13 protein-coding genes and 1 rRNA gene are annotated in these 13,655 nt (G+C 60.6%); 5 read left to right on the top strand and 9 right to left on the bottom strand.

What is annotated here, in order from left to right; all coding sequences use genetic code 11:
- Positions 1–6: 6 nt before the first annotated feature.
- The 6 genes from F552_RS0109995 to F552_RS19045 form a co-directional block, all read right to left on the bottom strand.
- The gene (locus F552_RS0109995; RefSeq protein ID WP_018151602.1) at positions 7–696 is read right to left on the bottom strand and encodes a hemerythrin domain-containing protein; all 690 of its coding nucleotides are present in this window, start codon (positions 694–696) and stop codon (positions 7–9) included.
- 235 nt (positions 697–931) lie between these two features.
- Positions 932–1,462, bottom strand: a complete 531-nt coding sequence (locus F552_RS0109990) for a hypothetical protein (protein ID WP_083917476.1) — start codon at positions 1,460–1,462, stop codon at positions 932–934.
- A gap of 53 nt (positions 1,463–1,515) precedes the next feature.
- Positions 1,516–2,334 (bottom strand): substrate-binding periplasmic protein, encoded by an 819-nt coding sequence (locus F552_RS0109985; protein ID WP_018151600.1) that lies wholly within the window; start codon positions 2,332–2,334, stop codon positions 1,516–1,518.
- Positions 2,335–2,531: 197 nt separating this feature from the next.
- Positions 2,532–3,731 (bottom strand): amidohydrolase family protein, encoded by a 1,200-nt coding sequence (locus F552_RS0109980; protein WP_033375347.1) that lies wholly within the window; start codon positions 3,729–3,731, stop codon positions 2,532–2,534.
- 61 nt (positions 3,732–3,792) lie between these two features.
- Positions 3,793–4,890 (bottom strand): extracellular solute-binding protein, encoded by a 1,098-nt coding sequence (locus tag F552_RS0109975; protein WP_018151598.1) that lies wholly within the window; start codon positions 4,888–4,890, stop codon positions 3,793–3,795.
- A gap of 49 nt (positions 4,891–4,939) precedes the next feature.
- Positions 4,940–6,196, bottom strand: a complete 1,257-nt coding sequence (locus F552_RS19045) for a cyanate transporter (protein ID WP_156802282.1) — start codon at positions 6,194–6,196, stop codon at positions 4,940–4,942.
- 113 nt (positions 6,197–6,309) lie between these two features.
- Between F552_RS19045 and F552_RS0109965 the strand changes: the two genes are divergently transcribed.
- Positions 6,310–7,176: a LysR family transcriptional regulator gene (locus tag F552_RS0109965; protein WP_018151596.1), complete on the top strand. Its 867-nt coding sequence runs from the start codon at positions 6,310–6,312 to the stop codon at positions 7,174–7,176.
- A 105-nt stretch (positions 7,177–7,281) separates the two neighbouring features.
- Complete coding sequence (glpK, locus tag F552_RS0109960) at positions 7,282–8,766, top strand: glycerol kinase GlpK (RefSeq protein ID WP_018151595.1); 1,485 nt, start codon at positions 7,282–7,284, stop codon at positions 8,764–8,766.
- A gap of 8 nt (positions 8,767–8,774) precedes the next feature.
- On the opposite strand, the gene F552_RS0109955 is transcribed toward glpK, so the two are convergent.
- Both F552_RS0109955 and F552_RS19040 read right to left on the bottom strand, forming a co-directional pair.
- Positions 8,775–9,674: an aldo/keto reductase gene (locus F552_RS0109955; protein WP_018151594.1), complete on the bottom strand. Its 900-nt coding sequence runs from the start codon at positions 9,672–9,674 to the stop codon at positions 8,775–8,777.
- A 75-nt stretch (positions 9,675–9,749) separates the two neighbouring features.
- Positions 9,750–10,937 (bottom strand): MFS transporter, encoded by a 1,188-nt coding sequence (locus tag F552_RS19040; RefSeq protein WP_169333587.1) that lies wholly within the window; start codon positions 10,935–10,937, stop codon positions 9,750–9,752.
- 163 nt (positions 10,938–11,100) lie between these two features.
- Between F552_RS19040 and F552_RS0109945 the strand changes: the two genes are divergently transcribed.
- From F552_RS0109945 to F552_RS19035, 3 genes are all read left to right on the top strand, one after another.
- Positions 11,101–12,285, top strand: a complete 1,185-nt coding sequence (locus tag F552_RS0109945) for an MFS transporter (protein ID WP_026182585.1) — start codon at positions 11,101–11,103, stop codon at positions 12,283–12,285.
- 70 nt (positions 12,286–12,355) lie between these two features.
- A complete protein-coding gene (locus F552_RS0109940; protein ID WP_018151591.1) occupies positions 12,356–12,811 on the top strand; it encodes a YbaK/EbsC family protein in 456 nt (151 codons plus the stop codon).
- Between the two features lie 77 nt (positions 12,812–12,888).
- Positions 12,889–13,410: a C40 family peptidase gene (locus F552_RS19035; RefSeq protein WP_018151590.1), complete on the top strand. Its 522-nt coding sequence runs from the start codon at positions 12,889–12,891 to the stop codon at positions 13,408–13,410.
- A gap of 76 nt (positions 13,411–13,486) precedes the next feature.
- On the opposite strand, the gene rrf is transcribed toward F552_RS19035, so the two are convergent.
- A 5S ribosomal RNA gene (rrf, locus tag F552_RS0109930) occupies positions 13,487–13,600 on the bottom strand.
- Positions 13,601–13,655 lie beyond the last annotated feature (55 nt).

Raw genomic sequence — 13,655 nt, 5'->3', positions numbered from 1 at the left:
GCCGGATTACGCCAGCGCGCGATTCAGGCGGTCCCAGTCGGCGGCAGACAGCCAGTCCCGGGCCTTGGCCAGATTGGCCTCGTAGACGGCAGGTGGCGCCTCGGCCTTCATGCCCATGAACATGCCCACCCGTTCCGGGTGCGACACGTACGAGACCATCCAGCGGGCATGGATGGCCATTTCCTCGGGCGGAATGGATGCCACCAGCGCAGAATGAATGCCGTGCAGTTCTTCTTCCGTATAGGCAGACCATAACGCCTGCATATGGCTGTTTTCTTCGATCAGCATATGGGTGAGGTTCTCTGCCATGAACACGCTCAGTGCTTGGTACAGCTGGTGCCAGGCCAGGGCCGGATCGACCGCATCGGCATGCCGCAGCAGGGCCACCTGATGGCGCAACCGGTTGATCTCGGCCACATGTTCGACATGGTCGTGAGTGCACTGGGCACTGCTGCCGGCAACCCGTGCTTCCAGCGAGGGATGGATGAAGGCATTTTCATGTTCCAGATGCGCTTGGCAGATGGTCAGCAGCTGGTCAACCCGCTCAAGCGCGTGGACAAAGTTGTCCGTGTCTTCAAGATCGGTTTTGCCCACCAGCAACAAGGTGTCCGACATCATCGCCCGCAAGCCTTTATGGACGGCCTGGTACAGGTTTAAACGGTTGGCGACTGATTGGCCACTGTGTACATCATTCATTTCTCTTCTCCGGTTGATTGCAGATACGCGTTCCCTTTTCGGGTATGTCTGCTACCTTACCAAAGCCGATGCCGGACGTTTCTTAAATGAATACTCAATGACCCTCAGCAAACCTTAAAAGAATCATAAGCAGGTCGCCATGAAGCTGGCATGGGAAAAAACAGGGGAAAATCCGGGTAGGCAGAATGCCGTATCCGGCAGGCAATATCAGGAAAGATGCATCGTAAACCGGTGGCTAGCGCAGGGTCAGAGACTCAAAACCGACGTGATGCATGAACTCGCGCAGGATCAGGACATACGCGGCAAAGTCTGTCTCGGCGGGCAAACCGCTGGAGGCTACCGGCCGGCCCTGCGATACCGCGGCCAGCTGGCCGAACAGGGACTCGATGGCGTCGCGGCTGCACACACCGGTATCGCCAACCGGCTCGCCAGACATGAGCACCACCTGCTGCGCCAGCGTATCCGCCAGCACCAGCGTGGAGACCCCGTGCCATTGCCTGGCCAGCGGCATCAGCTCGTCCTCCACCTCGGCAATCGCCATTTCCAGCTCATACGGCGTTGGCGGATATTGCTTAAAGCCGCGTCCCCCCATCTGCTGTGTCCCGACCGCTAGCCGGTACAGTACGGGGGTACCGGCCTCATGGTCCGTCACGACCCGGGTGTCATCCAGACCAATCTGCAACCAGGTCAGCCGGGTGCCCGACGGAAAAGATGGACGGATGTGCGTCAGAAAGGCCGCTACAGGGCCGGTATCCGGTGTGTTCACGATCTTCCTCTGCATCATTCAGGTGCTGGCGCTCGTACCGGCAGCGGCAGGCATTAGTCAGGGGTGCTCAACGAGTGGAGATTCCAGGCTGTCATCATCTGTTTCAGGACACCGTTATTCTTGATGATGGCAAACCCTTCATCGAACAACTGCCTGGCTTTCGCACCCTCAGGGTGTGCCAGGCTAAAACCGATATAAGAACCCTGCTTGCCGGCAGAAAAGGCAAATGCCACACCTTCCGCGTTCGCTTCCCGGACGATGGTCTGGCTGGTTTTGACCGGGTCTACAAAAATCACCGCAAAGTCGATCCGCCCGGCCTTGAGCTTGCGCAGGGAGATGGCCTCGGTGGCAGACACGTCAAACCGGATACCCCGCTTGGCAAGCCGGGTGACAGCCTCCGGATACTCATAACCATTGACGATGCCGACCGAACGCCCGCGCGGAATCTGCTCCAGACGCTCGACGGCAGGAAACCGTGCCCTGTCCGTTTTGAACACCTGGGCTTCCACTTCGTACAGCGGCTGGTCGGCAAACTGGATCAGCCCTTTCATGGCCGGCTCCCAGGACATGCTGAAGCACGCACTGGTCTGGCCGGACATCGCCATCAGCTTGCAACGCTTGTAAGGCACTACCACCAGATTGATCTGGGTATTGACGGAGGCGAACGCACTGGTGACCAGACGGTTGGCATAGCCGGTGCCGTCCGGGTTCGACCAGGGGGTAGAGGCATTTTCGACATAAATCTCCAGCGGCGCCGCCATCACTGGCAGGGCCAGCCACAGGCCGGCCAGCAGGAGGCCTGCCATCACGCACAGCAACGGCCACTGTCTGGCCAGGTGCCGTGCATTCCGATCATGTAACCATGCCCTCATCTCGTCAGCCCCGATGTCTTGAATGCCGTCACCTCGCGGGCTTCACCCGTCCAGGCAGACGGATTCCACACCGCACACACAGAGATATCTGCTTCAAGTGTACATCGCTACGCAGGCACAGGAAACCGGGTTGTGCGGCAGTCCGTCAAACATCCGGCACCGCGGGCTAGCCCGGTGCGGATGTCGGCCGGCTGTGGCTAGCCCGCCTCGGCCAGCAGCTGGCCATCACGGGCAATCACCCGCCCATGGCGGATGACCGTGCGCGCCAGAGGCCGGCTGACAATGGCTTCTGCCAGCGTCTCGCTCGGGAACAGCACAAAGTGCGCCGGCTTGCCGACGGCCATCCCGTAATCCTCATGCCCCAGTGCTTTGGCGCCAACACGGGTCGCCGCCTCAAACGCCAGCTGCAACTCGTCATCCCGCCGCATATCAAACCGGTAAGCCAGCAGCATCGCCCGTTCCAGCATGTCGCCATTGCCCATCGGCGTCCACGCATCACGGATGCCGTCAGACCCGAGGCACACATTCACGCCCGCCTGCTGCAAGGGCAGAAACGGCGGAATCTCGATGTCCGCCGGGGCCGAACTCAAGATCGATACCCCGTTGGCTGCCAGCCGGGCCGCCAGCGGGGCAATCACCGGCCAGGGCTTCATGCCCAGACAGAAGGCATGGCTGATCATCACCCGGCCTTGTCGCTGATAGCGTTCGGTAAAGTCGATGATGCGCTCGATTTCCCACAACCCCAGTTCGCCGCCGTCGTGCAGGTGGATGTCCACGCCGCAATCCATGTCGCGGGCCAGCTCAAAGATGCTGGTCAGATGCGCAATCGGGTCTTTGTCGATGCCGCACGGGTCCAGCCCGCCCAGCACGTCCACCCCCATGGCCACCGCCTCGCGCATCAGCGCCGCGGTCCCCGGATTGGTGATCAGCCCGGTTTGCGGAAACGCCACCAGCTGCATGTCCACCAGCGGTGCAAAGCGTGTCCGCAAGGCCAGCATCGCCTCAACATGGCGCAAACCCAGCTCCGGGTCTACATCCACATGGCAACGCACCAGCTGGGTGCCTTTGGCAATACAGTGGGCCAGCAAGGCACCGGCCCGTTCGGCAATCGGCGACGTCAGCGTGCGCAGTACCTGCCGCTCGTTACCGATCAGCTCGGTCAGGCTCGGCCCAGCGCTGTGGGCACGCCACGGCAAGCCCCACAGGGTTTTGTCCAGGTGGATATGGCTTTCCACCAGCGGCAGGGTCAATAGCTGCCCCTGCCCGTCCAGGTCCGCCCCGCTCGCCGGGGTATCGCTGGCGGGGGTCAGTGCCGCAATGCGTCCGTCTACCACCTTGATGTCCTGCATGTCCCCGCCATAAGGCCGAACCCGTCGAATCCAGCATGTTGTTTCCACCTTGACTCCTTGTCTCTTTCAATACCGGCAGACGCTGCTGCCTGCCGGTTCACGCCATGACTTAATTGAATTTACCGGTCTTGAACTGGTTAAAGCGTTCGGTCAGCTGCCGTTGCAGCACTGGTGACAACGGCCTGACCAGCACAAACTGCTGTTTCATGGCTTCCGTCGGGAAAATGCCGGTATTCTTGCGGTATTCGTCACTCACATACGGCTGGGTGCCGGTATTGGCCGTCGAGTAGTAAATGTCGCGCGTCAGTTCGGCAATCACCTCTGGCCGCATAATGAAGTTCATGAATTTGAGCGCATTGCCCGGATGCTTGGCATCGCGCGGAATCGCCATCATGTCGATCCAGAATGGTGTGTGATGGGGCGGGGTAAAGTACTGGATGGCGCCACCGGTGGCGGCCTTGGCCTTCTTCACCGAGAAACTGGAATCCCCCGAATACGCCATCGCCACACAGAAATCGCCGCTGGCCATGTACTGGGACGGCAACCCCACAAACTTGCGCACAAACGGCCGCACCGGCTTGAGCAGCGCTTGTGCCTTCTTCAAGTCTTCCGCTGTTGCCAATGCCAGGTCCTTGCCCATATAAGAAAACACCAGCCCGTACATTTCACTGGCCGAGTCAAAATAGGTCATGCCGCAACTGGCCACCTTGCTGGCATATTTGGGTTCAAACAGCAGCGCCAAGGGGTTGTCCGGCAGCTCGCCACCAATCGCCTTCTTCACCTTGTCGATATTGACCGTCACGCCGGTGGTTCCCTGCGCATACGGCATACCGTGTTCATTGCCGGCATCAATGGCATTCAGGAAAGACAGCACCTTCGGGTCCAGGTGCTTCATGTTGGGCAACTGACGCTTGTCCAGCCGGTAAAACACGTTGGCCTGTACCTGCTTGGCGTAAAACTGCGCCCCGGGGAACACTAGGTCATAACCGCTGTTACCGGTCATCAGCTTAGACTGCAATACCTCATTGCTGTCGTATTTGTCGTAGGTCACCTTGATACCGGTTTCCTGACGGAATTTCTCCAGCGTGGTCTTGCCGAAATAATCGCCCCAGTTATAGATGTTCAGTACCGGTTCTTCCGCCGCCGATGCCACCGCAGCACTCACCGACAGGCACAATGCCAGACACCACGTTTTTTGTTTACGCATTCTCGATCTCTCCATCCCGTGTTGAAACAGTCAACCATCCACCCTGCGGTCAGCCCGCACGCACGCGGGCTTGCCAGCCATGCATGCTGTGCAGGTAGCTCCCCGCAGAAAACACCCGGGTCAGCATGCCCATCAGCACAATCAGCCCGACATGCACACTCCAACCCGCCGTAAACCCCCCGGTTTCATCCCGCAACCAGCCCAGCAACCAGGGGCTGCAGGACGACAGCAGAAAACCGACCCCCTGCACAAACGCCGCCAGCACCCCGGCCGGTTGCACCTCGCTAAAATGTTCCAGCGTGACAATGATGCTGAGTGAAAAAAATCCACCCAGCCCCAATCCCGCCAGGGCAATCCACAGCCAGGGCGTTGCAGACGGCGCCACGGCCAGTCCGGCAAACCCGGCGGCCTGCAAGCCCATCACCAGCCACAGCATCTGCCGCCGGTCGGCCTGTTGCCGCGACAAGGCCGGGAAAACCAGCGCCGCGCCGGCCTGGCATAGCGCCATCAGCGCCAGCAGGTTGCCCGCCGCCTGACGCCCCATGCCGTGTTCGCGGTAAAACGTCGGCAACCAGGCAACCAGGCTGGAATAGCCGCTGTTGGTCAGTCCAAAATACAGCGCCAGCAGCCAGGCACGGATATTGGAAAAAAAGAACCGCATTGGCACCGCGGCGACCTGTGAACCAGACACCTCCGTCGGACGCTTCCCTTGCCTGCACCAGAGCAACAGCGCCAGCAAGGCCGGGCCACTCCAGACAGCCAGACCGGTGCGCCAGCCACCCCATGCGGCAAACCACGGACTCACCAGCGCGCCCAAAGCACCGCCCCCGACCAGTGCAGCCGAATACACCCCCATCATCAGGACCGCCTGTCCGCCAAACCCGCGCTTGATGACACCGGGCATCAGCGCCTGCAGGGTCGCTACCCCGACACTGGCCACCACGGTCCCGGCAAACAGCCCGGCGTTGTCCTGTACCCAGCCGCGTGACAGACACCCCAGCAACAGCAACCCCAGCGCCCCGGTCATGACCCGGTGTTCTCCCAGCCGCCGCGACAAGGCACTGCCAGCAAACGCCATCACTCCCATCAGCACAAACGGCAGGGTGGTCAGCAAGGCCGCCGGGCGGAACCCCAGCGATAACGCCGTGCGCAACTCGTCCAGTAGCGGCCCGACCGAGGTCATGAATGGCCGCAGGTTGAGTCCCAGCAGTACCACCAGCAACCATCCGTATCCGGCGGGTTCGCCCGCCCTTGCCGTGCAGCACGTCTTGTCTGTATGTCTCGCCACCCGAATTCCCTGTGACATGCTCTTTGCCCCTCATCCCCGTGATGAAGCCGGCACATGTCTTGCCATCAATCTAACAATGCACGCTATAATTCACAAATTAAATAAATAACTACATTTCAGTGGAAAATCGAATGCAAATCCCGTTAATCGACCCGCTGCTCCTGAAAAGCTTTATTGCCGTGGTCGAAAGCGGCAGTTTTACCCGGGCAGGCGAGCGGGTGTTTCTGAGCCAGTCCACCGTCAGCCAGCAGCTCAAGCGCCTGGAAGACCAGTTGGGATGCTCCTTGCTGGACCGCAGCGGCCGTTACATCGTCCCCACCCTGCAAGGAGAACGGCTGCTGGAACACGCACGGCAAATCCTGAAACTGATGGGTACCATGGTGGAAGAACTGCAGGAGGGGGATGTTCAGGGGGAAATTCGCCTGGGGGTGCCGGAAGACTTTGCCTCCCACCCGCTCACGCCGCTCTTGGGACGGTTTATCCAGACCAGCCGTCGCATCCGGCTCAGCGTCACCAGCGATCTCAGCCACCGGTTGTGGCAGCAATTCTGTGATGGCGAGCACGATCTGGTCCTGATCAAACAGCGCCCCGGGCATACCATCGGCCAAGCTTGCTGGCCGGAGCCACTGTCCTGGATCGACAGCGCCGATACCCCCGCGTACGGGCAAGACCCGATTCCGCTGGTGGTATTTCCGGCGGGCGGTCTTTACCGGGATGAAATGATGCATGCCATCGAGTCGGCCGGCAAACGCTGGCGCATCTGCTACAGCAGCACCAGTCTGGAAAGCATCCGTGCCGCCGTCAGTCATGGCCTGGGCATCAGCCTGATTCCCACCCGGCTAGCCCTGCCCAGCCACCAATGCCTGACGGCCGCCCAAGGCTTTCCCGCCTTGCCGGCGCTCGAACTGGTGTTGCATGTCCGCCGGGATGCACCGCACACGGTCCAGCAACTGGCCAGCCAGCTGCAAGCACTGTGTCAGCAGGTCATGTCTGCCTGACCTGTCCACCAGAGGCTGGATAATCCATGGTCAGACAACGGCCCGCAGGGGTGCTATATTGGATAAGCTTGGCGTCAGGCCAGAAACCGCCGCTCCGGAGTCCGCATGCCCTACCTTTTGTCGCTGGATCAAGGGACCACCAGTTCCCGTGCCCTGATTTTTGATGAAACCGGCCAGATCGTAGCCCTGGCCCAACACGAGTTCCCGCAGCTGTTCCCGCAGTCCGGCTGGGTCGAGCATGACCCGTGGGCCATCTGGCACACCCAGCTGACCAGTCTCCGCCAGGCGCTGGAACAGGCCCGCCTCACGCTCGCCGACATCGCGGCCATCGGCATCACCAACCAGCGGGAAACCACCCTGGTGTGGGATCGTCAGACCGGCCAGCCGGTATACAACGCCATCGTCTGGCAAGACAGGCGTACCGCCGCCCACTGCGACCAGCTCAAGGCCCAAGGGCTGGAGGCCGATTTCCACGCCCGTACCGGGCTGTTACTCGACCCCTATTTTTCCGGCACCAAACTGGCGTGGATACTCGACCACGTCCCGGGTGCGCGCCAGCAAGCCGAAGCCGGCAAGCTGGCCTTCGGCACGGTCGACAGCTGGCTGATCTGGCAACTGACCGAGGGCCGGGTACACGTCACCGACCCCAGCAACGCCTCACGCACCTTGCTGTTCAATATCCATACCGGGCAATGGGACGAAACCCTGCTGGCCCATCTGCATATTCCGGCCAGCCTGCTACCGGCTGTCCAGCCCTCCAGTTCGCTGTTTGGCCATACCGATGCCAGCCAGTTTGGTCACGCCTGCCCGATTACCGGTGTCGCAGGCGACCAGCAAGCTGCCCTGTTTGGTCAGGCCTGCCACCAGCCCGGCATGGTCAAGAACACCTATGGCACTGGCTGCTTCATGCTGATGCAGACCGGTGCAGACGCCAAAGCGTCACAGCATGGCCTGCTGACAACGCGCGCAGCCCAGACAGGGCCGGACGCCGCCTACGCACTTGAAGGCAGCGTATTTGTCGGCGGTGCGGTCATTCAGTGGCTCAGGGATGGTCTGGAGATGATACCCACCGCAGGCGCGGTAGAAGCACTGGCAGCCAGCGTGCCAGACAGTGACGGGGTGATCTTCGTGCCGGCCTTTACCGGACTCGGCGCCCCCTATTGGGACCCATACGCCCGGGGTGGCGTGCTGGGTTTGCATCGTGGCACCACCAAAGCCCACATCGCCCGGGCGGCCCTGGAGTCTATCGCCTTCCAGTCTGCAGAACTGCTGCTGGCGATGCAGAACGATGCCGGACAAACCGTCACCAGCCTGCGGGTCGACGGCGGCGCCACCGCCAACACGCTATTACTGCAACTGCAGGCCGACCTGTGCGGTTTGCCCGTCATTCGCCCGAAAATTCTGGAGACCACCGCGCTGGGCGCTGCTTACTTGGCCGGGCTGACCGTGGGTATCTGGGACAATACCGACCAGATCGCCCGCCAGTGGCAGACAGACCGCGTCTTTGAACCGGCCATCTCGGCCGACCAGGCCGGCCAGCGCATGGCCCGCTGGCAACAAGCCGTTCAGCGCGTCATGCACTGGGCTTAAGCCCGGACTTAGGCCACCTCGTGGCCGCGGATCGCCTCATAAATCCGGAACCAGGTCATCCGGTCCAGGTCCAGCCGGGTCGCCGCTACCGCATCGCGGATACCCTGAACCTTGCCGGTACCGGTCAACGGTATGGGCCGGGATGGCAACTTCATCAGCCAGGCATAAATCACCATGGCAACCGTCACCCCAAGATCCGCCGCCACGGTCTGTAACAGGCGCATCAGCGGCGTGTCTTGACGATCGCTGGCAAACAGTTGCCCGCCCCCCAGCGCAGACCAGATCATCGGCGGCACAGCCAGATCCTGCATCACGTCCAGCAAGCCATGCTCGATCGCCTCCACGTTGACTGGCGAGAGTTCAATCTGATTGGTAACCAGCGGAAAGCGCTTGTGCATGGCGGCAAACTGCACGGCCGTAAAATTCGACACCCCAAAATGCCGCACCTTGCCTTCCGTATGCAGGCGCGTAAACGCCTCGGCCATCTCGTCATAGTTCATCAGCGGGTCAGGCCGGTGAATCAGCAAGATGTCCAGATACTCCGTTCCCAGGTTTTTCAGCGACGTTTCCACCGATGCCTGGATGTGCGCCGCTGTCGTGTCGTAATGGTTGACATTATGGGCAGGCCGCTTGTCCGAAATCAGCTTGATACCGCACTTGCTGATGATCTCCATCTTGTCGCGCATGCCTGGCAACTTGTGCAATGCTTCGCCAAACAGCGACTCCACCGTATAGTCGCCATAAATATCCGCGTGATCAAACGTCGTCACCCCCATTTCCATGCAGGCCTCGATCAACCCGGCCCGGGCTTGCACATCCATGCCCCAGTCAGCCATCCGCCACATGCCGGCAATCACCCGGGATACCGAAATCGCGCCCTGTCCCAGGGCAATACGTGAACATTCCATGCTGTTATTCCTCACCAAACCGTCCAAGCGGGCGACTCTGCCCGCATCACCAAACCTTGTACGCAGTACCCCTTGTCAGGCAGACTCATCTGCCCGGACCGGAATCCGCTTGTCCCGCCACTTCATCTGCAGCGCATATACCGCCAGACACGCCATCACGCTGCTGATCACCACAAAATAGCCGGTCGGTCCCACCCGCGTCATCACGCCAGAGACCACTGTCGGCCCCACCGTCCCGCCCACAGAAAACAGCATCAGCAAGGACGCACTGGTCGCAATCCGCAGGTGGTCCGCAATCAGGTCATTCACATAAGAAATCACCAGCCCGTATACAGTAAACGACAGGCTGACATACACAAATACCATCGGCTTTAACCACGACCCGTGACGGTAAGAGGCAATCGCCGCCGTCAGGCAAGCGCCCAGCATCCCCACCCCGAACAGCACCCATCCCCGGTCCATCCGGTCCGACAAGCGGCCGATCGGCCACTGCAAGGCCAGCGCCGCAATCATCGCCCCGCCCATGAAACCGGAAACTTCCACCACCGAGTACCCGACACCACGCATAAACACCGGCATCATGGAATAAAAAGACCCGTTCAGCGTACCGGCCGCCAGCGCGCCCCAGATACCCAGCGGCGCAACGCGATACAACTCGCGCAGGGACCCCATGCTCAGCGATGTCTTTTTCACCGTGGTGTGTGCAGCGGCCCCTTGCGCATTCCCTTCGGCCAGCATGATCGGCACCAACGACAGCACAAACAGACAGGCAATCAGAATGAACGGTTTGGTACTGTCATGCTCGGCCAGTTTGAGCAGGTTCTGCCCCAGACTGCTGGCCAGATACGCCGTCGTCAGATAAAACGAAAACACCCGCCCGCGCAGGCTGTTACTGACCGACAGGTGCAACCCCCCTTCAATCACCGTAAACAGGCCCGCCATGCAGGCGCCCTCGATCATCCGCAGCAACGCCCACACCAGCGGATGCGGAAAAATCACATGCCCCAGCGTTGCGCAGCACACCACAGCCGCCAGCGCCGCATACGCCGACCCATGGCCGAGCCGTGCCACCAGATGACTGGCACCGATCGCCCCCAGGATGAAACCAAAGTAGTACGAAGACTGCACCAGTCCGATCACCAGCGGGGCCGTGCCACTCTGTACCAGATCCACAGAAATCAGGGTACTGAATACCCCCAGCCCCATCATCAGAAAGGCATTGCCAAACAAAATACCGGCAATCGAATACAGCAGCTTGGTCATCAAACACTTTCGGTTCAGCCATTCATCAGACTGCATGCCCGGCATGCAGCTACTCATCCTGCACTATACTCGCCTTGCACAAGTGTATACAAAATCCCGACACCTAAAACGTTCGTTCAATGTTCTGCCTGCGCAACACGCCAAAACTGGCTACAATCCCCGCATGAATCGTAACCTCTGGCTGCTGGCCGCCGTTCAAGGCCTGTTTCTCACCAACAACATCGTTTTCATTGCCATCAACGGTCTGGTGGGCTTGCATCTGGCCCCGCATGGCTGGATGGCCACCCTGCCGGTCATGGGTTACGTCGTTGGCGGAGCATTATCGACCGGACTGGTCGCGGCCAGTCAGCGGCGCTGGGGCCGCAAAGTCTCATTTCAACTGGGGTTGCTGGTCGCCCTGGTATCAGCACTATCGTGCGCGCTGGCGGTCATGCACGGGAATTTCTGGCTATTGCTGGCCACCACGGTGGTGGCAGGCTTCTATAGTGCCAATGGCCAGCTATACCGGTTTGCAGCCGGGGAACTGGCGGCTCTGGCCCATCGGGAAAAGGCCGTCTCTCTGGTGCTGGCCGGCGGGCTGATAGGCGCAGTCACAGGTCCTAACCTGGCCAACCTGACCCGCAACCTGCTGAGCGTACCCTTTGCGGGAGCCTATCTGACCCTGGCAGCAGTCGCCCTGCTGTCCATGCTGCTGATGGCGTTTATTCGCTTTCCCCCTGTCGTACCAGCCACCGCCAACACGCCGAAGGGACGCACACTGTCGCAACTGATGCAACAACCGGCCTTCCTGGTCTCCATGCTGGCGGCGGCCTTAGGTTATGGCGTCATGAACCTCTTGATGGCCGCCACGCCCCTGGCCATGCAGCTGTGCAAATATCCGTTCAGCGATGTCGCGCTGGTACTGGAGTGGCACGTGATCGGCATGTTTGCACCCGGCTTCTTCACCGGCCACCTGATCCGTCGACTCGGCGTGTTGCCTGTGATGCTGGCCGGGGTGGTGCTCAATGCCGCCTGTATTGCCGTCGCCTTGTCCGGTCAAGACGTACATCAGTTTGTCATCGCCCTGTTACTGCTTGGCATGGGCTGGAACCTGCTGTTCACCGGTAGTACCACGCTGGCCATGCAAACCTATCAGCCGGAAGAAAAAGACCGCGCCCAGGCAATCATCAACTTCGGGGTATTCGCGACTATGGCCGTCACGGCCTTCGCCTCTGGCGCACTGGTCACCGCCAGTGGCTGGAAGCTGCTCAATCAGGTCTCTCTTCTACTGGTACTGTTCACCGGCTCCGCCCTGGTCTGGCTAGGCATCCGGCAAAAACGGCGGCGCGCCAGCCAGCACAAAAACTGACTTGCCGAATCACTAGCAGACCGTTATTGTTAGGCTATCTTCTTGTAACCTCAGGACAGACAGCACCCATATGAGTCTGCAATCCGTACGCGAATTCTTTCAGGCCAGAGAGCTGGATATTCCCATTATCGAGCTGGCGGTCAGCACTGCCACCGTGGCACAGGCCGCCGAAGCCCATGGTGTCGAACCGGGCCGGATCGCCAAAACCCTGTCGTTCAGGCTTGGCGATGGCAGCGCCATCATCCTGGTTGCCTCCGGTGACGCACGCATCGATAACCGCAAGTTCAAAGCCACCTTTGGCAAAGGAAAAATGCTGCCACCAGACGAAGTCGTCGCACTGACCGGTCATCCGGTCGGTGGTGTCTGCCCCTTCGGACTGGCACAGCCGCTACCGGTGTATCTGGATAAATCGCTAGCCAGCTTTGACGAGGTCCTGCCCGCCGCAGGGGCCATTCACAGTGCCGTGCGTATCAGCCCCACCCAGATCGCCGAGATTACCAATGCGAAGTGGGTAGATGTCTGCTAGATTGCAATTAAGACCGCATCCGGCCCTAGGCACCGCGTTGCCAGGGGATAGATACCAATGACTTTTCAGGAGGGTCGATGCCTACTCTGCGCCCATCGCAGCCGCTGCGCGCCCTGACGCTGGCAGCCCTCATCACCGGCAGCGCCGCCGTACTCAGCGCCTGTACCAGTACCACTACGGCCTCCTACCAGCCGCGCCAGCAAAGCATCCGCATCGCCGCCCACTTCCGCGAGGAGGTGGTGATGGCCGCGCTGGGACTGGTCGGCACCCCGTACCGCTATGGCGGCGGCACCACCAGTACCGGCTTTGATTGCAGCGGCCTGTCCCAGTACGTGTTCCAGCAGATTGCCCGCATCCGGCTACCGCACAACGCCAGCGACCAACTACGTCTGGGCAAGCCGCTGTTCCGCACCGAGCTGCAGGCCGGCGACCTGGTCTTCTTCAATACCAGCGGCGCCCCGCACTCGCACATGGGCATCTTCATCGGCAACGGCCAGTTCATCCACGCCCCCAGCACCGGCGGGCTGGTACGCACCGACAACCTCAGCAGCCCCTACTACGCCAGCCGCCTCGACGGCATCGCCAGCCTGTTCGAGTAGGCGGGTTTCGATGTGCATTCCCCCGCTGCAAACGTAAAAAGCCCCTGATCGTCAGATCAGGGGCTTCCTGTGGGGTGCCCGGCAGTGTCCTACTTTCACAAGCGCAATGCTCACTATCATCGGCGCTACGTCGTTTCACGGTCCTGTTCGAAATGGGAAGGCGTGGGTCCAACGCGCTATGGCTGCCAAGCGTAACTTGTCACGCAGCAAGTGATCTTCATCACTCACCACTAAAAACGGAAGAA

This window comes from Leeia oryzae DSM 17879 (assembly GCF_000376945.1).
In the GTDB taxonomy this organism is placed as follows: Bacteria; Pseudomonadota; Gammaproteobacteria; order Burkholderiales; family Leeiaceae; genus Leeia; species Leeia oryzae.
Note: the sequence above shows the minus strand (reverse complement) of the source record. Positions and strands in the feature narration are given on the sequence as shown.